General features: G+C 66.9%; 11 protein-coding genes. All 11 read left to right on the top strand.

Annotation, left to right across the window (positions count from 1 at the left end):
* Positions 1-81: 81 nt before the first annotated feature.
* The 11 genes from AC0MRV_RS17090 to AC0MRV_RS17040 are packed head-to-tail and all read left to right on the top strand — an operon-like array spanning position 82 to position 17,116.
* Complete coding sequence (locus AC0MRV_RS17090; protein ID WP_472765718.1) at positions 82-1,149, top strand: asparaginase; 1,068 nt, start codon at positions 82-84, stop codon at positions 1,147-1,149.
* A gap of 19 nt (positions 1,150-1,168) precedes the next feature.
* Positions 1,169-2,761: an amidase gene (locus tag AC0MRV_RS17085; RefSeq protein ID WP_472765717.1), complete on the top strand. Its 1,593-nt coding sequence runs from the start codon at positions 1,169-1,171 to the stop codon at positions 2,759-2,761.
* Positions 2,762-2,768: 7 nt separating this feature from the next.
* The gene (locus tag AC0MRV_RS17080; RefSeq protein WP_472765716.1) at positions 2,769-4,499 is read left to right on the top strand and encodes an asparaginase domain-containing protein; all 1,731 of its coding nucleotides are present in this window, start codon (positions 2,769-2,771) and stop codon (positions 4,497-4,499) included.
* 53 nt (positions 4,500-4,552) lie between these two features.
* Positions 4,553-6,064 (top strand): amidase, encoded by a 1,512-nt coding sequence (locus tag AC0MRV_RS17075; protein ID WP_472765715.1) that lies wholly within the window; start codon positions 4,553-4,555, stop codon positions 6,062-6,064.
* 36 nt (positions 6,065-6,100) lie between these two features.
* Positions 6,101-7,621, top strand: coding sequence for an amidase (locus tag AC0MRV_RS17070; RefSeq protein WP_472765714.1), 1,521 nt, complete (start codon positions 6,101-6,103; stop codon positions 7,619-7,621).
* Between the two features lie 51 nt (positions 7,622-7,672).
* Positions 7,673-9,169, top strand: a complete 1,497-nt coding sequence (locus AC0MRV_RS17065; protein ID WP_472765713.1) for an amidase — start codon at positions 7,673-7,675, stop codon at positions 9,167-9,169.
* 56 nt (positions 9,170-9,225) lie between these two features.
* Positions 9,226-10,731 carry an amidase gene (locus tag AC0MRV_RS17060; protein WP_472765712.1) on the top strand — a complete coding sequence of 502 codons (1,506 nt, stop codon included), beginning with the start codon at positions 9,226-9,228 and terminating at the stop codon, positions 10,729-10,731.
* Between the two features lie 56 nt (positions 10,732-10,787).
* Positions 10,788-12,293 (top strand): amidase, encoded by a 1,506-nt coding sequence (locus tag AC0MRV_RS17055; protein WP_472765711.1) that lies wholly within the window; start codon positions 10,788-10,790, stop codon positions 12,291-12,293.
* An 18-nt stretch (positions 12,294-12,311) separates the two neighbouring features.
* Positions 12,312-13,937 (top strand): amidase family protein, encoded by a 1,626-nt coding sequence (locus AC0MRV_RS17050; protein WP_472765710.1) that lies wholly within the window; start codon positions 12,312-12,314, stop codon positions 13,935-13,937.
* Positions 13,938-13,976: 39 nt separating this feature from the next.
* A complete protein-coding gene (locus AC0MRV_RS17045; RefSeq protein WP_472765709.1) occupies positions 13,977-16,007 on the top strand; it encodes an amidase family protein in 2,031 nt (676 codons plus the stop codon).
* An 11-nt stretch (positions 16,008-16,018) separates the two neighbouring features.
* A complete protein-coding gene (locus AC0MRV_RS17040; protein WP_472765708.1) occupies positions 16,019-17,116 on the top strand; it encodes an acetamidase/formamidase family protein in 1,098 nt (365 codons plus the stop codon).
* The last annotated feature ends 2 nt before the right edge of the window (positions 17,117-17,118 follow it).

Raw genomic sequence — 17,118 nt, 5'->3', positions numbered from 1 at the left:
TGCCGGGCTGGAAAGGTAATAGCTAAGTTCGTTTGTAGTTCAGAGATAGCCCCGGGGGTGTCAGATGCCACCCGGGGCACTTTGACCAACCTTGCCTTCCGCTCGTTCGCCGCGCTGAGCCTGTTGCTCACCCTCGCCGCCCCCCTCGCCGCCAAGCCGCGCGTAACCCTCATCTCGATGGGTGGCACCATCGCCAGCAAGGGCGACACCCGCATGAACCTCACCAACTACGGTGGCGACGGCATGCGCGTCGAGCCGCAGGAATGGCTCGACGAAACGCCGGAGTTGCAGGACTTCGCCGATGTCACCGCCGAGGACTTCCGCCAGGAACCGGGCGTGCGCGGCATGACCGTAAGCCAATGGTATAAGGTCGCCCAACGCCTCCAGGAACTCGCCGACGATGACACCGTTGACGGCATCGTCGTGACCCACGGCACCAACACCATGGCCGAGACCGCGTTCTTCATGAACCTCACCGTGGCCATCTCGAAGCCGGTGGTGTTCGTCGGCTCGCAGCGGCCGTGGACCGGCATCAGCGGCGACGGACCGCTCAACCTCATCAACGCCGTGCGCGTCGCCGCCACCCCGGCGGCTTCGGGCCTCGGCGTGCTGCACGTGATGAACGACACCATCAATCCGGCGCGTGACGTCACCAAGACGATCGCCTACCGCGTCCAGACTTTCCAAAGCACCGACCTCGGCCCGCTCGGCTACACCGATTCCGATGCCATCACCTTCTACCGCGCACCCCTGCGGCGGCACACCACGCAGTCGGAGTTCAACATCGCCGCCCTTCCGGCCGAGCTCCCGCCCGTCGAGATCGTCTACGCCTACACCGAAGCGCCCGGTTACCTCATCGACGCCATGGTCGAACAGGGCGTGAAGGGCATCGTGGTCGACGGCACCGGCGCTGGCAGCCCGACCTCCGCCCAAACCGAAGCCATCAAGCGCGCCCAAGAGCTCGGCATCGTTGTCGTCGCCACCGCCCGCACCCACGGCGGCCGGGTGCAGGACACCCCGCGGCGCCGTGAGGCCAACATCGTGCCCGGCGACAACCTTCCGCCCGAGAAGGCCCGCACGCTCCTGCAACTCGCCCTCACCCAGACCACCGAACTCGCCGAGATCTCCCGCATCTTCCGCGAGTATTGATCAACGCATTACACCCGCCATGCGCCGACTCGCCTTCACCTGCCTGCTCCTTACGACGTTCCGCCTCGCGACCGCGGCCGAGATCGATCTGAGCACCGCCACCGTGCTTGATTTGCAGGAGGCCTACGATGACGGCCTCACCGCCGAACGCGTGGTGCAGGTCTGCCTCGATCGCATCGCGGCTTACGACGAAGCCGGACCCAAACTCAACGCCATCCTCACCCTCAACCCGCGCGCCCTTGAGATCGCCCGCGAACTCGATGCCGAACGTCGCGAAAAAGGCCCGCGTTCACCGCTCCACGGCGTGCCCTTCCTGGTGAAGGACAACTATGACACCTTCGACCTGCCCACCACCGGCGGCGCCAAGGCCTTGGAAGGCCTGACCCCGGCCCGCGACGCCTTCACCGTCGCCCGCCTCCGCGCCGCCGGCGCCATCATCCTGGCCAAGACCAACCTCGACGAATTCGCCCGCGGCGCCACCGGCACCTCCTCCCTCGGCGGCCAGACCCTCAATCCCTACAATCTGGCCAAAATCCCCGGCGGTTCGTCCGGCGGTTCCGCGGTCGGCGTCACCGCACTCTTCGCCTGGATCGGCCTCGGCACCGAGACCGGCTCCTCCATCCGCAATCCGTCGACCAAGGCCAACTTGGTCGGTTTCTCGCCCTCGCAGGGTCTGGTCTCCCGCGGCGGCATCATTCCGATTTCCATCACCTACGATCGCGCCGGTCCCATGGCCCGCAGCGTGACCGACGCCGCGGTCGCCATGGCCGTCATGGCCGGCACCGACGCGGCGGACCTGTTCTCCTACGAGGGACTCGGACACACCCCGTCCGACTACTACCTCTCCAGCCTGCAAAAGGACGGTTTGAAGGGAGCGAGGATCGGCGTCGTGCGCGAGCTCTTCGGCTCCGATGAAGAAGATGCCTCCGCCGTCGCCTTGGTCGATGCCGCCATCGCCAAGCTGAAGGAAGCCGGTGCCATCATCATCGATCCACTGCCCGTCAACGCCGACCTCTGGACCATCCTCCGCAACACCAACTACGGGCGCTATGAAAACCGCGCCGCCATGGAGTTTTATTTCGCGCTACGCGAAGACGGCTTTCCCTACCAAAGCCTGCCCGAGCTCGTCGCCTCCGGCGGCATTCTCGGCCGCCTGAAGGATCGCTATCAGGAAGAGCAGAACGCCGGGGAACTGACCAACAACGCCGCCTACCTCGGCCTCTACAAAGGCCGCGCCATGGCGCGCAATTTTGTCCACGAGCTCATGGACCGCTGGCAGCTCGACGCGCTCGTTTATCCGCACGAAACCACGCCCGTCCGCACCATCGCCGAATCCGTCGTCGACGGCGGCAACGCCCCTAATCCGCCCAATCCCGGCGGCAGCACCACCGCTGGCACTGGCAACCGCATCTCCACCGTCACCGGCCTGCCCACCCTCACCGTGCCCGCCGGCATCAACACCGACGGCGTGCCGGTCGGCATCGAATTCCTCGGGCGCCGCTTCAGCGAGGCCACCCTGCTCAAGCTCGCCTACGCCTACGAACAGGCGCACCCGCAACGCCTGCTGCCGCCGACGACTCCCCTGCTCGGCATCGAAGTCCTCAGCTACTAAGACCGCCATGCGCTCCCCGTTCCCGCTCCTCACGCTCCTCAGCCTACCGTTCGCAACGGGTCTCGGAGCCGCCGAGAAGCCGCGGATCGCGGTGTTTTCCGGCCCAACGGCCACAATCCAAAACAGCCGACCGCTCATCACCAGCAACAAGGCCCGCGCCGCGCATGGCTTGCCGCTGCGCACCGGCGCCGACGGTCAGCCTCTCGCCTTCGACCTGCTCTACCCGCAACGCCTCGCCGCCCCCGCCACGGTTTACGTGGAGATGTTCACCGCCCACCCACTGGAGAGCGACGTGGCGGAACTCTACGCCGCGCCCGACGGTTACGTCGCCGCCGACGGCACGTTCTCGCCCACCCGTCGCGCAGCGACCGACAAGCCGGTCTACGCCGTGCAACTTCTGCCCGCGGACGGCCTCTACCCGCTGCCCTACATGGGTCGGCAAAAGGACGGCTCCGCCTGGGACAGCACCGCCGCCTTTCGCGGCGCTCCGTTCAGCCAGTCCCGCCAGACCTTCTATCCCAACGCCTCACGCATCTTTGAGGAAATCGAACGCAACGGCGGCGAGATCTACGCGCTCGCCGACTACGACTTCTATCGCCCCGCCCCCGCCGGCGGTTACACCAAGGGACTGCCTGCCGCCGCCCGCACCGACTTCGGTGAGGGCGACATCCCGCCCGAGACACTCGGTGAGGACTTTTTCACCTACGGCCCCTATGGCGCCTCCGGTTCCCGCCAGCACCTCGCCCGCGCCACCAACGTTGTGCAGGCCGCCCTCGCTGGCGGAGACTACGCTGGCGCGGTCTGGCTCGAGGGCAGCCCCAGCGTCGAAGACACGATCTACTGGCTGGGCTTATTGATCGACACCGACAAGCCGCTCATCGGTAACGCCGCCCAGCGCATGCGCGGACTCGTGAGCGCCGACGGTGACGCCAATATCGTCGACTCCATCAACTACATCGTCTCCGGCGTATGGGCCGACGAGCACGGCCACGACCGTGTAGGGGCGATCATGATACAGGATCAGCAGGTCTTCAACGCCCGCGAGGTCCAGAAGGGCGACGCCCGCCCCGGCGGTTACGTCACCACCGGTGGCCACGGCGGCGTGGTTGGCTCCACCGACTACGGACCGCGGCTCTCCTTCCTGTCCGTCCGCCGCAGCACCCATCGCTCCGATGTCCGCCTCTCACTGCTACCGGCTTCCGTCAGCGTGATTGCACGCTCCGACTCCGGCCTCACCCGCGTGCCCTACGCCACCAAGGACGCGGATGGACGCCTCCTCGGCAGCGCCATGCCCAACGTGACCTTCGTCAAGTCCTCCCGCTGGCAAACGACCCAGGACGCCACGGCCGATCCGTCCGACGAGGTCGCCATTCTCGCCCAGCTCGACGCCTTCCTCGCCGACCGTGGCCTGGCCGGCATCGTCAACGAAGGCCTCGCCCCCTACGGCAGCGCCGTCGCGCCCATTGAGGCCGCGTTGGACCTGGTTGCCCTCTCCGGTTTCCCCGTCGTGCAGGCCGCCCGCGGCGACGCCCATGGCTACATGCAGGGCAACCCGCGCAACCTGCGCATCGAGGCCAACAACATGACCGCCACCAAGGCGCGCATCCTCCTCATGGCCTGCCTGCTCAAATTTGGCGCCCTGCCTCCCGCTCGCGATCCGCGCGCTCCCACCGACACCGAACTCACGGCCATCCGGGCCGCCCTCGCCCCCTACCAAGCCGTCTTCGACACCCACTGATCACGGCTGCCCCGCAATCGAGATTCCCAAATCCAAAATCGAAAATTCCCGCCATGGTCGCATCACGTAGAAACTTCCTCCGCCTCGCCACCTCTGCCCTCACCGCCGCCGCCGCATCCACCCTCCGCGCCACCGACGATCCCGCCACCGCGTTGATTGAGATGTCGGCCACCAAACTGGCCGGCCTCATTCGCGCCAAAAAGGTCAGCGCCACCGAGGCGGTGGAGGCCTACATCGCTCGCCACCTCGAGGTGAACGACCGACTCAACGCCGTCGTCATGAACTGCTACGCCCGGGCCCGCGCCGAAGCCAAAGCCGCCGACGCCATGGCGGCCAAAGGCGAATGGATGGGGCCGCTCCACGGCGTGCCCATGACCCTCAAGGATTCGATCGATACCGCTGGCGTCATCTCCACCGGCGCCACCTTTGGCCGCCAGCAGTATGTCCCCGAAAAGGATGCCACCGTTGCCGCCCGCCTGCGCGCCGCCGGCGCCATCCTGCTCGGCAAGACCAACACCCCTGAATTCACCCTCGGTGGACTCGGCGGCATCAGCACCACCAGCAACCTGCTCTACGGTGCCTCGCACAACCCCTACGATCTGACCCGCTCGACCAGTGGCTCGTCCGGTGGCGCCGGCGCCATCGTCGCCGCCTGCGGCGCCGCCTTCGACATCGGCTCCGACTGGGGCGGCTCCATCCGGGGTCCCGCGAACAACAACGGCATCGCCGGCATCAAACCCACCTCCGTCCGCGTGCCCCGGACCGGTCACATCGTCGACTACGGCGGTATCTTCGACAACTGGCAGCAGCTCGGTCCCATGGCCCGCCGGGTCGCCGACCTCGAACTCATCACGCCCATCATCGCCGGTCCTGACTTCCGCGACGTCGCCTGCGCCCCGGTGCCGTGGAGCGACCCCGCCACCGTCAACATCGGCGGCCTGAAGGTCGCCGTCTTCGGCGACAACGGTTCGCCCAACAACACTCAGGATGTTCGCGACACCGTCAAACAGGCCGCCACCTGGCTCGACGGTGAAGTCACCAGCGTGACCGAGGATACACCGACCGCGCTCCTCAACGAACTCGCCGCCGCCCGTCGCGACATGACCTCGGGCGACGGTTGGGCCTTTTACCTGCGCCTCGTCGAGAAGTGGAACACCAAGAACTACTCGCCTTCCCGCAAGGAACGCATCGGCACGCAACCGCCCCTCTCCAGCGCCGCCCTCGTCGAAGCCTGGGAGCGTCAGGATGCCGCCAAGTCCAAACTGCTGCACTGGTTCAAGTCTTCCGGCTACGACGCCATCCTCTGCGCGGTCTCCGGCGCCCCGCCCAACGAGATCGACCGTGAGGGCGGCGGCGGTTGGGGCGGCGGCACCTCGTGGAGTTACAACGGTTCCTTCAACTGCACCGGCTGGCCCTCCGTGGTCGTGCGCTGCGGCACCTCCGCCGACGGCACCCTGCCCATCGGCGTGCAGGTGATCGGCCAACCCTGGCGCGAGGACATCTGCCTCGCCCTCGCCAAGGTCCTCGAAGCCAAGTCCGGCGGCTGGCAACGCCCGCCGGTCTAACCCCTTACATCTGACATCAAACATCACACATCCGACATGAATTCGACTTCCCGCCGCACCTTCCTCCGCCACGCCGGCGCCGGCGCCGCCGCGCTCGCCCTCGCCTCCGCCCTGCCTTCCCGCCTGCGCGCCGCCAACATGGCGAAGTATCCAAAATCCTCGGACAAAGAAACCGACCCGCTCTACATGTCGGCCACCAAACTGGCCGCGATGATCCGCGACAAGCAGCTCTCCGCCACCGAGGCCGTGAAGCTCAACCTCGCCCGCATCGAGGCGGTCAATCCGCAGATCAACGCCGTCGTCGCCCTCTGCGCCGAACGCGCGCTCTTTGAAGCCGCCGAGGCCGACCGCGCCCTCGCCCGCGGCAAGGTGCTCGGCCCGTTGCACGGCGTGCCCATGACCATCAAAGACTCCTTTGACACCGCCGGGGTCGTTTCCACCGGCGGCACGCTCGGACGCAAGGACTTCGTGCCCGGCACTGACGCCACGGTGGTCAAACGCCTGCGCGACGCCGGTGCCATTCTCCTCGGCAAGTCCAACACGCCCGAGTTCACGCTCGGTGGCGGCGGCAAGGGCACCGTCAACCTCGTCTACGGCCTCACCTCCAACCCTTACAACACCGCCTACCAACCTTCCGGTTCCTCGGGCGGCGCCGGTGCCATCGTCGCCGCCGGCGGCGCCCCCTTCGACATTGGCTCGGACTACGGCGGCTCCATCCGCGGCCCCGCCTACGCCAACGGCATCGCCGGCATCAAACCGACCTACGGCACCGTGCCGCGCACCGGTCACATCGTCGGCTATGGCGGCCCCTTCGACAACTGGCAGGAGATCGGCCCGCTGGCCCGCCGGGCCGAAGACCTCGCCCTCATCATGCCCATTATCACCGGGCCCGATGACTGGGATTGCGCCATGGCCCCGGTGCCGCTCGGCGATCCGGCCAAGGTCGACCTGAAAAAGCTCCGCGTTTGCTACTACCTCACGAATGGCCAGGTCGATCCGACCAGCGAGGTGCAGGCCGTCGTGCAGCAGTCGGTCGACATGTTCAAGGCCCTCGGCTGCACCGTAACCGCCGATGCCCCGCCCAAGATGAAGGAACTCGGCGAGGTCCGCTCCGCATTCTCGAACGCCAACGGCCGCGAACACATGCGTCGCCTGCTCGCCAAACACGGCACGAAGCAAGCCTCGCCCGGTCTCCGCCTCAGCGGCGACGAACTGCCCAGCGCCGACTTCACCCGCCTCTGCGAAGAGATGGACGCGATCAAGTCTGAGCAACTCGCCTGGTTCGAACAATACGACCTCATCATCTGCCCGGCTTCGCAAAGCGGCCCAATCCGCCACGACGCCGAGCGCCCCCGCAACCGCTCGGGTTACTCCTACACCAGCCAATACAACACGACCGGCTGGCCGGCGGGCGTGGTGCGCGTCGGCACCACCGCGGTCGATGCCATGCCCATCGGCGTGCAGGTCGTCGCCCAACCGTGGCGCGACGACGTCGTCATGGCCGCCCTCACCCACATCGAGTCCCAATCCGGCGGTTACATCCGCCCCCCGCTCTGAGCGGGGATCTTTCTCTTCATTCTTTATCTTTCTCTTTCTCCCCGAATTCCGATGGTCGCCTCTCGCCGCCAGTTCCTCAGCCTCGCCACCGCCGCGTTCTCCGCGGCCGCCGCCCGCGCCGCCTCCACCGATCCGGAGAACCAGTTGATCTTCATGTCGGCGACCAAACTCGCCGGCCTCATCCGCGCCAAAAAAATCAGCGCGGCCGAAGCGGTCGAAGCCTACATCGCCCGTCACCTCGCGGTGAACGACCGGCTCAATGCGGTCGTCATGAACTGCTACGCCCGGGCCCGGGCCGAGGCCAAGACGGCCGACGCGCTCGCTGCCAAGGGCGAATGGTTGGGGCCGCTCCATGGCGTGCCCATCACCCTCAAGGACTCGATCGACACCGCTGGCGTCATCTCCACCGGCGGCACCTTCGGCCGCCAACAATACGTCCCGGAAAAGGACGCCACGGTGGCGGCCCGTCTGCGCGCCGCCGGCGCCATCCTGCTCGGCAAAACCAACACCCCCGAGTTCACCCTCGGCGGTCTCGGCGGGATCAACTCCACCAGCAACATCCTCTACGGCACCTCGCACAATCCCTACGACCTGACCCGCTCCACCAGCGGTTCGTCGGGCGGCGCCGGCGCCATCGTCGCCGCCGGCGGCGCCGCCTTTGACATCGGCTCCGATTGGGGCGGCTCCATTCGCGGCCCATCCCACAACAACGGCATCGCGGGCATCAAACCGACCTCCGTGCGCGTGCCTCGCACCGGTCACATTGTCGGCTACGGCGGCACCCTCGACCTGTGGCAGCAACTCGGGCCCATGGCGCGTCGGGTCGAAGACCTTGAACTGGTCACGCCCATCATCAGCGGCCCCGATTTCCGCGACGCGGCCTGCGCCCCCGTGCCTTGGCGCGATCCGTCCGCCGTCGACGTATCGTCGCTCAAACTCGCCTGGTTTGCCAGCAACGGTATCGCTGATCCGGATACCGATACTCAGGCGACCGTCACCGCCGCCGTCGACGGTCTCGCCGCGCAGGTCGCCTCCGTCACCCAGGACGCCCCCACCGCCATCTTCCGCCAACTCGACGACGCCCGTTCCCGCCTCACCAACGGTGACGCGTGGTCCTTCTACACCCGTTTGGCCGCCAAGTGGGACACGAAGAACTTTTCCCCGCGCGTGACCGAACGGGTCAAAGGCATGCAGCCGGTTTCCAGCGCCGACTACGTCCAGGCGTGGGAGGATCAGGACCTCGCGAAGTCGCAGCTGCTGCACTGGTTCGCCGACTACGACGTGTTGATCTGCCCGGTGGCGATCAACCCTGCCGACCCCATCGACCGCTCCGGCCAGATCTTTGTGCCCGGTTCCTGGTTCTACATGGGCGCCTTCAACTGCACCGGCTGGCCCGGCGTCGTCGTGCGCGCCGGCACCTCGACCGACGGCAAGGCCCTGCCCATCGGCGTGCAGATCATCGCCAAACCTTGGCGCGAAGACATCGCCCTCGCCGTCGCGAAACGCATCGAAGCGCACTCCGGCGGCTGGCAACGCCCGCCGATATAAGCCGAAGGCCATCTTTCTCTTTCCTCTTTATCTTTCTCTTTCTCCCCGCCGTCACCATGCGCCACCTCCGTCTCACCTTCGCCACCGTCCTGCTTTTTGCGCTCACGAGCGCGACCCACGCCGCCGATCTCGCCAAACTCACCCTCGCCGAAGCCGCCGCCAAGGTCCGTTCCGGCGAGGTGACCTCGACCCAACTCACCGAGGCCGTGCTCGCTCGGATCGAGACCTTCAACGACCAACTCGACGCCTACATCACGGTGATGAAGGACCAGGCGCTCGCCCAGGCCGCCGAGCTCGATGCCGAAGCCAAGGCCGGCACCTTCCGCGGTCCACTCCACGGCGTGCCGATCGCGCTGAAGGACAACGTCGACACCACCGATGCCCGGACGACCGGCGGCTCGTTGCTCTTTGCCGACCGCTTCCCCGCGGAAGACGCGACCATCGTCACGATGATGAAGGACGCCGGCGCGGTCATCATCGGCAAAACCAACCTGCAGGAGTTCGCCATGGGCGGCGGTGAATCGTCCTACTACGGCCCGTCCCGCAATCCTTGGAACCTCGCCCACAACACCGGCGGTTCTTCCTCCGGTTCCGGCGCCGCCATCTCCGCCTTCCTCGCTTACGGGGCCATTGGCACCGATACCGGCGGCTCCATCCGCATGCCCGCCTCCTTCTCCGGCATCGTCGGCTTCAAGGCGACCTACGGTCTCGTGCCGATCCGTGGCATCATCCCGCTGCGTGTTTCCATGGATCACGCCGGCCCCATGACCCGCACGGTCGAGGACGCCGCCATCATGCTCAACGTGCTCGCGGGCTACGACAAACTCGACATCACCAGCGTGGAGCGCCCCAAGGAGGACTACGTCGCCGGCATGAAGCAGGTTGACGTGAAGGGCCTGAAGATCGGCCTGCCCGCCGGCTACTACGATTTCCTCGAACCCGAGGTCGCCCGCAATTTCTGGGCCGCCGTTGAAGTCATCAAGGGCCTCACCGCCGGCACCAAGAAAATGGCTCTGCCGCCCGCCGTGCGCCCGCTGGCCGGCAGCGCCGAGACCCTCGCGTGGCACGAGGACTATTTTAAAGTCTCCCCCAACAGCTACCAGTTGCCGCAACGCCGCCGCCTGCAGGGTCTCGCCGAGAACCAGGGCGGCACCGCCGTCGACTATGTGAAGGGCATGTGGGAAAACCAACTCGTGCGCCGCACCGTCGACGACGCCTTCACCGCCGCCGGCGTCGATCTGGTCATTGTCCCCACTCACCGGATACTGCCGCCCAAGCTGGATGACCTCATCACCAGCCGCTACGAGACCAAACCGCGCGACCCGCGCGTCACTTCGAACTGCAGCCCGTTCAACATCTTCGGCCTGCCCGCCATCTCCATCCCCTGCGGTTTCAGCGAGGACGGCCTCCCGGTCGGTCTCATGATCGCGGGTCCGCACTGGTCCGAGTCCACCGTGCTCGCCCTCGCCGCCGCCTACGAGGCCGCGACCGAATGGCACAAGATGGAGCCGCCGCTCACCCCCGATACGCCCAAACCGCCGGTCGTCACTCCCGGCCGTTAAGGCCGAAGGCCATCTTTCTCTATCCGCTCTATCTTTTCCTTTCTCCCCGCACCGCCATGCGCCGCCTCCTTTCGCTCGCCCTCCTCCTCTCCACGCTCACCCTTGGTGCTCGCGCCGCCGATGCCGACCTCCCGTTTCTCACTCTCGCCGACGCCGCCGCCAAGGTTCGCGCCGGTGAAGTGACTTCGACGCAACTCACCGAGGCCGTCCTCGCCCGCATCGAGACTTACAACGACAAGCTCGATGCCTACATCACCGTGATGAAGGACCAGGCCCTCGCGCAGGCCGCCCAACTCGACGCCGAGGCCAAGGCCGGCCAGTTCCGCGGTCCGCTGCACGGCGTGCCCGTGGCGCTGAAAGACAACGTCGACACCGCCAACGCCCGCACCACGGGTGGCTCGTTGCTGTTCGCCGGCCGCTTCCCGGAAGAAGACGCCACCATCGTCACCATGCTGGTCGACGCCGGTGCCGTCATCATCGGCAAAACCAACCTGGAGGAATTTGCCATGGGCGGCGGCGACACCTCCTACTACGGCCCCGCCCGCAACCCGTGGAACCTCGCCCACAATACCGGCGGTTCTTCCTCCGGTTCCGGCGCCGCCATCTCCGCCTTCCTCGCCTACGGCGCCATCGGCACCGACACCGGCGGTTCCATCCGCATGCCGGCTTCCTTCTCCGGCATCGTTGGCCTCAAGGCCACCTACGGCCTCGTGCCGATTCGCGGCATCATCCCTCTCGTCGCCTCGCGCGATCATGCCGGCCCCATGACCCGCACCGTGATGGACGCCGCCATCATGCTCAACGTCCTCGCCGGTTACGACAAACTCGACATCTTCAGCGTCGAGCGCCCTGAGGAGGACTACGTCGCAACCATGCAGGCGGTGGACGTCAAAAGTCTCAAAATCGGGCTGCCAGCCGGCTTCACCGATCACCTCGATCCGGAAGTCGCCCGCAATTTCTGGGCCGCCGTCGAAGTGATCAAGGGCCTCACCTCTTCGGTGAAGGACATGCATCTGCCGCCCGCCGAACGTCCGCTCGCGTCCCTGTCGGAAGCGCTCGCTTGGCACGAGGACACCATCAAGGCCTCTCCCGGCTCCTACATGCTGCCGCACCGTCGTTCCCTGCAAAACGCCGAGAAAAACGGTGGCGGCACGGCCGTCGATTACGTGAAGGGCATGTGGGCCAACCGACTCCTGCGTCGCACCATCGACGACGCCTTCGATGAACAGGGTGTCGACCTCGTGATTGTCCCCACCCATCGCATCCTGCCGTGGAAATTGGATGACCTCCTGACCCGGCGCTACGACACCGATCCCAAGGATCCGTGGGTCACCTCCAACTGCTCGCCCTTCAACCTCTACGGCACGCCGGCCATCTCCATTCCCTGCGGCTTCAGCGAGGACGGTCTGCCCGTGGGCCTCATGATCGCCGGCAAACACTGGCGCGAAGACCAGGTGCTCGCCCTCGCCGCCGCCTATGAGGCCGCGACCAAGTGGCACAAGAAGCAGCCGCCGCTCACACCCGACACACCCAAACCCGACGTCATCCGTCCCGGCCGCTAACCCTGCGAAACTCTTCCCATGCGTTCTCCTCGCTTCTCCTGTCTCGCCGCCGCCGCGCTGCTGTTGCTGTCCACGCTCCGCGCGGAGCTGGACCTCACCACCGCCACCATCGCCGATCTTCAGGCGGCCTACGCCGACGGATCCCTCACGGCCGAAAAGGTCACCGCGGCCTACCTCGCCCGCGTCACCGCCTACGACAAGCAGGGGCCGAACATCAACGCGGTGATCCTCCTCAACCCGGACGCGCTCGCCGACGCCAAGGCGTTGGATGCTGAGCGCGCCGCCGGTCACGTGCGGGGTCCGCTGCACGGCATCCCCATGCTGTTGAAGGACAACATCGACGTGCTCGGTCTTCCCACCACCGCGGGTTCCCAACTCCTCGATGGCAACCTGCCACCCGACACGGCCTTCGTGGCCAAGAAGCTGCTCGACGCCGGCGCGATCCTCATCGCCAAGGTCAATCTCTCCGAGTGGGCCGGCGGCGGTGGTTCCACCAGCGGCGCGCCGCCTGAAATCGCCGCCAAGGGCCGCGTGCCCAACGGCTTTTCCAGTGCCGGTGGCCAGACCCGCAACCCGCACGTTCTCACCCGGGGTCCGGCCGGCTCTTCCGGCGGCACCGGCGCGGGCATCGCCGCCGTCTTCGGTCAGTTTGGCCTCGGGACTGACACCGCCGCGTCCGTCCGCGGTCCGGCCAACGCCGCCGGGGTCTTCGGCCTCAAGACCACCCACGGTCTCGTCTCCCGTGACGGCGTCGTGCCGCTCGCGCTCAGCTTCGATACCGTTGGACCACTCGCCCGCAGCACCTACGACATCGCCGCCGCGCTCACGGTCATGGCCGGGATCGATCCGGACGATGCCTCCACCTTGAAAGGCACCGGTCGGGCCGCCCCAGACTACACGACCTATCTCAAACCGGGGGGACTGCAGGGAGCCCGCATCGGCATCGCCCGCGAGTTCTTCGGCAAGGACGAGCAGGTCGACGCCGCCGTCAACGCCGCCATCGCCAAACTGCAGGAACTCGGCGCCATCATCATCGACGACATCCAGATCCCGCCGCCCGTCCAGGCGCTGCGCCAGCCGCTCTACAACCTGGTGCGTTCCGCCGAGTTCAAGGGCCAGGTCGCCGACTATCTCGCCACCACCGGCCCGGCGTATCCGAAAACCATCTACGACCTCGCCCGCCTCGCCAACGACCCCGCCACCGGCTACCGCTCACCGCAGAAAGCGGTCGGCCTCAACTACCAGTCCGAGACCGCCCTGCTCCTGACCGATCCGGTCTACGTCGCCACCCGCGACAACGGCATGGCCATGGTCCGCACCGCGATGGAAGGCGTCTTCGCGAACCACAACCTGCACGCACTGCTCTACCCGACCTCGCCCACGCCGGTGTCCTTGATCGAGCCTGATCCGGATCAACCGCGCGGTGGCGGTGGCGGTCCGCTCAACATCGCCAACATCACCGGCTTCCCCGATCTGGTCGTGCCTTGCGGCATGAGCGAACGCGGCCTGCCCGTGACCTTCTCCCTAATGGGCCGCGCGTTCACCGAAGGCCGCCTGCTGGCGATGGCCTACGACTACGAACTGGCCACGAAGCCGGTCACCTTGCCGGTCAACACCCCGAAGCTGTCCACCGACCGCCTGTAGCCTCCCACCTTGCCCGAGAAACACCCGCAGGAGCCCGTCATGAATCCATCCTCCCAGACGTTGCTGGCCATCCGGACCCTTGCGGGTGTTTCGCGGGCTTTTGTTGCCCTCGGTCTGTGCCTAGGCAGTCTCGCCGCCAGCACCTATCCGGTTGAGGAGGCCACCGTCGAATCGCTGCACGCCGCCTACCGCGCCGGCACCACCACCGCGGTCGAGGTCGTGCAGGCCCACCTCGATCGCATCGCCGCCTTCGACAAGACCGGTCCCTACCTCAACGCCGTCGTCAATGTCGCGCCCGACGCGCTCGCGGTCGCCCAATCCCAGGACGAACACTTCGCTCAAACCGGAGAATTTGTCGGCCCCCTGCACGGCATCCCGATCCTCTTGAAGGACAACCTCGACGTCGTCGGTGTCCCGATGACTTCGGGCTTCCAAGGCTGGAAAAACTACGTGCCGCCCACCGACGCCCCGCTCGTCGCCGGCATCAAGGCGGCCGGGGGCATCGTCATCGCTAAGACCTCCCTGTCCGAATTCGCCAAGGGCGGCGCCGACAACATCAACTCGGTCCTGCCCGGCTTCGCCCGCAACCCCTACCACCTCGCCTACAACACCGGTGGTTCCTCAGGCGGCACGGGCGCCGGCCTCGCCGCCAGCTACGGCGTGATCGGGGTCGGCACCGATACCGGCGGCTCCGTGCGCATGCCTGCTGCCCACAACGCGCTCGCCGGGCTGCGACCGACCGTCGGCCTCGTTTCCCGCACCGGCGTGGTGCCCCTCGACGGTGTCCGCGACACCGCCGGCCCCATGGCGCGGACCGTGCACGACATGGCGCTGTTGCTCGACGCCATGGTCACGGGCAACGATCCAGTCGACACCGCCACCGCCCGCAACGCCGGTCATATCCCGACCACCTACCTCGCCGCACTGGATCGCGACGCGCTCAAAGGCGTCAAACTCGGGGTCCTGCGCCAGGTCTTCCGGCCCGAGGTCACCGACCTGCAGGTGCTGGCCAACTTCGAAAAAACCCTCGCCGAATTGCGCGCCGCCGGCGCCGAGCTCGTCGATCCCTTCATCGTCCCGGAACTCGACACCCTGCCACGACCACCGCAGACCGGCGCTCAGTTCAAGGCCGACCTGACCCGCTGGATCTCGCTGCATCCGGGTGTGCCGTATCCATCGATCAAGGACATAGCCGAATCCGGCCTGCTGCATCCGTTGCACCAGGTCAGCGTCGAGAACGCCGTGGACGAACTGCCGCCCGACCAAACCCCGGCCACGGTGCAGGGGCGTCAGCACGAGGAACAGTTCCGCGCCGCCTTTCGTCGGGAAATGGACGCCGCCGGCGTCGGCGCCCTCGTCTTCCCCACTTGGGCGCAGCTCCCGTCGCTGACCGGCGACCGCAACACCCAGATCGGCGCGGAGCCCGTGCCCGCCCCCGGCCGCGGCGTCACCCGATCACGCGCCAGCCTCACGTTTGTGGGCAGCATGCTGCAATGGCCCGCCCTCTCCGTGCCCTGCGGCCTCAGCGCCGAAGGCCTGCCGCTCGGACTGCAGATCCTTGGCCGTGCTTGGGACGAGTCCCGCATCATCGGTTACGCCTACGCTTACGAGCAGGCGAACCCCTACCGGATCCCGCCGCCCCACACGCCACCCCTGCCCGACAGCCTGCGGGCCAAGCTCACGGGCACCTGGAAACTCGTCGGCATCGCCACCCGCGACGTCGCCACCGGTGTTGAAACGCCGTCCCCTCGCGTCCCCGAATCCGGCCAATTGGTCTACGCCCCCAATGGTCGGCTCTCTGTGCAGATCGTCCGTTCCGGCCGCGATGCGACCGCCGGCTCCAGCGCCGAAGGCTTCTCCAGCTACTTCGGCTGGTGGAAACTCGTGCCGGCCTCCGGCCACATCCTGCACATCAAGGACGGCGACCTCAACCAAGCCCGCGTCGGCGAGGCCGCGCCCCGCGCCTATTCCTTCGATCCCGCCGGACGCCTTTCCCTCGCCACGCCGCCGCGCTCCGGCCCGGACGGCCGCGAAATCAGCTCCGTCTTCATCTGGGAAAAGATCCCGTGACTCTCCTCATCATGCACCGCACTACCCGACTTCTCACTTCGTCTCTCGTCCTGCTTACCTGTGGCGGCGCCATCAGCGCCGCCGCCGCCGAATACCACGTGCCGTTCACACCGGAGAACGCCATCATTGGCCACTTTTCCAAAGAGAAGGCACCCGTCCTGCGCATCCAGTCCGGCGACATCGTGACCATCGACGGCGGTGGCGGCCAGCGCTGGCGTGATGACGATCCGGATACGTGGCTCGCCGCCAACGACATCAAGGGCCGCATCGCCGACATGCCGGCGCTGAGTGAGACGATCAAAGTCCTGGCCGAGACGCCCCGAGCCGAAGGCATCCCCAGCGGCCACCTGATCAACGGTCCCATCTACATCGAGGGCGCCGAACCGGGCGACTCGCTCGAGGTGCGGATTCTCAACGTGACGCCGCGCATCACCTACGGGACCGTCGGGGGCAGCCCGGGTCGCGGCGGGTTGCCGGACCTCGTGCCGATTCCCTTCGGCTTCGTCGTGCACCTCGATCTCTACCGCAACGCCGGCGTGTTCACCGACAACGTTGAGGTGCCGCTCATGCCCTTCAATGGCGTGATGGGCACCTGCCCGCCTGACGAAGATCTCACCCCCTACCGTCGGTCCGGTCCGCCCGGGCTCTTCGGCGGCAACCTTGATTGCCGCGAACTCACGAACGGCGCGACGCTCTACCTGCCCGTGTTCCAGGAAGGCGCCCTGTTCTACACCGGCGACTGCCACGCCGCGCAAGGCGACGGCGAGGTGACGATCAACGCCATCGAGACCGCCAATACCGCCACCTTTCAGTTCATCCTCCACAAGGGCAAGACCCTCACCGGTCCGCGCGCCGAGACGCCTGACCATTACCTGACCTTCGGCCTCGACGAGGACCTCGACCTGGCCATGCGCAAGGCGACGATTGAGACGATCGAGTTCCTCAAGGAGCGCGAGGGCTACGACTTTCTCCGCGCCTACGCGCTGACCTCGATTGGCATCAATTTCCGCGTCACCCAAGTGGTCGACGGCACCAAAGGCGTGCATGCGATGATCCCGAAGAAGCTCTTCAAAGACGCCCCCAACACCTACTGGTATCGGCCGCGTTGATA

The organism is Actomonas spartinae, from assembly GCF_051209155.1.
Taxonomy (GTDB): Bacteria; Verrucomicrobiota; Verrucomicrobiia; order Opitutales; family Opitutaceae; genus Actomonas.
The sequence above is the reverse complement of the archived record's forward strand: the minus strand, read 5'-3'. Positions and strand labels throughout refer to the sequence as shown.

Excerpts from the sequence above, each read along its gene's own strand:
- AC0MRV_RS17050 (WP_472765710.1), top strand. The coding sequence starts at position 12,312 with ATGCGTTCTCCTCGCTTCTCCTGTCTCGCCGCCGCCGCGCTGCTGTTG.
- AC0MRV_RS17060 (WP_472765712.1), top strand. The coding sequence starts at position 9,226 with ATGCGCCACCTCCGTCTCACCTTCGCCACCGTCCTGCTTTTTGCGCTC.
- AC0MRV_RS17075 (WP_472765715.1), top strand. The coding sequence starts at position 4,553 with ATGGTCGCATCACGTAGAAACTTCCTCCGCCTCGCCACCTCTGCCCTC.
- AC0MRV_RS17040 (WP_472765708.1), top strand. The coding sequence starts at position 16,019 with ATGCACCGCACTACCCGACTTCTCACTTCGTCTCTCGTCCTGCTTACC.
- AC0MRV_RS17070 (WP_472765714.1), top strand. The coding sequence starts at position 6,101 with ATGAATTCGACTTCCCGCCGCACCTTCCTCCGCCACGCCGGCGCCGGC.
- AC0MRV_RS17045 (WP_472765709.1), top strand. The coding sequence starts at position 13,977 with ATGAATCCATCCTCCCAGACGTTGCTGGCCATCCGGACCCTTGCGGGT.
- AC0MRV_RS17065 (WP_472765713.1), top strand. The coding sequence starts at position 7,673 with ATGGTCGCCTCTCGCCGCCAGTTCCTCAGCCTCGCCACCGCCGCGTTC.
- AC0MRV_RS17085 (WP_472765717.1), top strand. The coding sequence starts at position 1,169 with ATGCGCCGACTCGCCTTCACCTGCCTGCTCCTTACGACGTTCCGCCTC.
- AC0MRV_RS17055 (WP_472765711.1), top strand. The coding sequence starts at position 10,788 with ATGCGCCGCCTCCTTTCGCTCGCCCTCCTCCTCTCCACGCTCACCCTT.
- AC0MRV_RS17080 (WP_472765716.1), top strand. The coding sequence starts at position 2,769 with ATGCGCTCCCCGTTCCCGCTCCTCACGCTCCTCAGCCTACCGTTCGCA.